The 1,962-nt window shown below is 76.5% G+C and carries 2 protein-coding genes; both read left to right on the forward strand.

Annotation, left to right across the window (positions count from 1 at the left end; translation table 11 throughout):
- The first annotated feature begins 276 nt into the window (after positions 1-276).
- Positions 277-825 carry a peptide deformylase gene (gene def, locus GTW08_RS04660; RefSeq protein ID WP_062403164.1) on the forward strand — a complete coding sequence of 183 codons (549 nt, stop codon included), beginning with the start codon at positions 277-279 and terminating at the stop codon, positions 823-825.
- Entirely contained in the window at positions 822-1,754 is a 933-nt protein-coding gene (fmt, locus tag GTW08_RS04665; RefSeq protein WP_073574700.1) for a methionyl-tRNA formyltransferase, read from the forward strand. The genes def and fmt overlap by 4 nt, the downstream gene beginning before the upstream one ends.
- Positions 1,755-1,962 lie beyond the last annotated feature (208 nt).

Below are 1,962 nucleotides of genomic sequence, written 5' to 3' on the forward strand. Positions count from 1 at the left end.
CCGGCGCCGGTCACGGCACCGCCGACGAGGTCCGCGAGCGCGCGCTGCTGCGGGTCCCGCGCCGCGCCGGTCGCGACCTGGCCCGTGCCCTGCACGACGCGCAGGCCCTGCGCACCGCCCGCAAGGCCCCCGAGACCGTCCGGGTCCGGCTCGACCCCGACGAGATCGACTGAGCGGTGCGCCGCGTCACCGCCGTGACACCGGACGGGACCGGCGGTGCCGCAGTGGCACAATGGAGCGCTGACCACCGCACTCGTCCGCCGTGAGGGGAAGCCCGTGCCCATCCAGCCCGTCCGGCTGTTCGGCGACCCGGTCCTGCGCACCCGCGCCACCGAGGTCACCGACTTCGACGCGGAGCTGCGCAAGCTCGTCAGCGACCTGACCGACACCATGCACGACGAGGGCGGTGCCGGTCTGGCCGCGCCGCAGATCGGCGTCGGCAAGCGGGTGTTCGTCTACGACTGCGACGGTTTCTCCGGGCACCTGGTCAACCCGACCTGGGAGGCCGTCGGTGAGGACGAGCAGTTCGGCATGGAGGGCTGCCTGTCCATCCCCGGGCTCGGCTGGGACTGCCGGCGCAAGCTGCACGTCGTCGCGCGGGGCTGGGACATGCACGGTGAGCCGCAGGTGGTCGAGGGCTCCGAGCTGCTGGCGCGGGCCATCCAGCACGAGACCGACCACCTCGACGGCGTGCTGTTCGTCGACCGGCTCGACGCCGAGACCCGCAAGCTGGCGATGCGCGAGATCCGGGAGGCCGCCTGGTTCGGCGAGCCCGAGCCGGTCGTCAAGGCGAGCCCGCACCCCATGTTCGGCAAGGCCCGATGAGGCTGCTGTTCGCCGGCACCCCCGACCCGGCGGTGCCGTCGCTGCGGGCGCTGCTGGAGCACCCCGGCCACGAGGTCGTCGCGGTGCTGACCCGCCCGGACGCCCCCGCCGGGCGCGGCCGCAGGCTCACCCGCTCCCCGGTCGGCGAGCTCGCCGACGCGGCGGGGATCCCCGTGCTGACCCCCGCGAAGCCGTCGGGCCCGGAGTTCCTCGACACCCTGCGCGCGCTCGCCCCGGACTGCGCACCGGTCGTCGCCTACGGGGCGCTGCTGCCCCGCCCGGTGCTGGACGTGCCCGTCCACGGCTGGGTCAACCTGCACTTCTCGCTGCTGCCCGCCTGGCGCGGCGCGGCCCCGGTGCAGTCCGCGATCCGGCACGGCGACGACGTCACCGGCGCCACCACGTTCCGGCTCGAGGAGGGCATGGACACCGGGCCCACCTACGGCCTGGTCACCGAGACCGTCGGCGCGACCGACACCGCGGGCGACCTGCTGGGCAGGCTCGCCGAGTCCGGTGCCCGGTTGCTCGCCGCGACCCTGGACGGCATCGCCGACGGCACGCTGACCGCCGTCCCGCAGCCCGCCGAGGGGGTCTCGCTCGCGCCGAAGGTCACGACCGCCGACGCCCGCGCCGACTTCACCACCCCGGCCGCCGCGCTGGACCGGCTGATCCGCTCGGTCACCCCCGAGCCCGGCGCGTGGTGCGGGTTCCGCGACGACCGCCTCGGGCTCGGCCCGGTCCGCCCGTTGCGCACCGGTGAGGTCGAGCTCGCGCCGGGGGAGCTGCGGGTCGAGCGCCGCCGGGTGCTGGCCGGGACCGCGACCGTCCCCGTCGAGCTGGGCGAGGTGAAGCCGAAGGGCAAGCGGTTCATGCCCGCACCGGACTGGGCCCGCGGCGCCCGGATCGACGGCGTCGAGTACCTGGGCTGACCCGCCGCCACCCGCCGCGGTCCGGCGCACCGACCTCCCGACACCACACCGACTTCCCGACATCCCGGACGACGGCCGGCCCCCGGCCACGGCGGACCCCGCCGAGGAGACCACGTGAGCGAGCAGGACCCCCGACCCGACCGCGACCGGCCCGACCGGTCCGACCGCCCCGAGCGGCGCGCCGGCGACGACCGGCACCGCGGCGGCG

The organism is Pseudonocardia sp. SID8383 (assembly GCF_009864975.1).
Lineage (GTDB): Bacteria > Actinomycetota > Actinomycetes > Mycobacteriales > Pseudonocardiaceae > Pseudonocardia > Pseudonocardia alni.

What these genes read in the sequence shown, in the direction of transcription:
- fmt (WP_073574700.1), top strand. Translation starts at nt 822, where the DNA reads ATGAGGCTGCTGTTCGCCGGCACCCCCGACCCGGCGGTGCCGTCGCTG.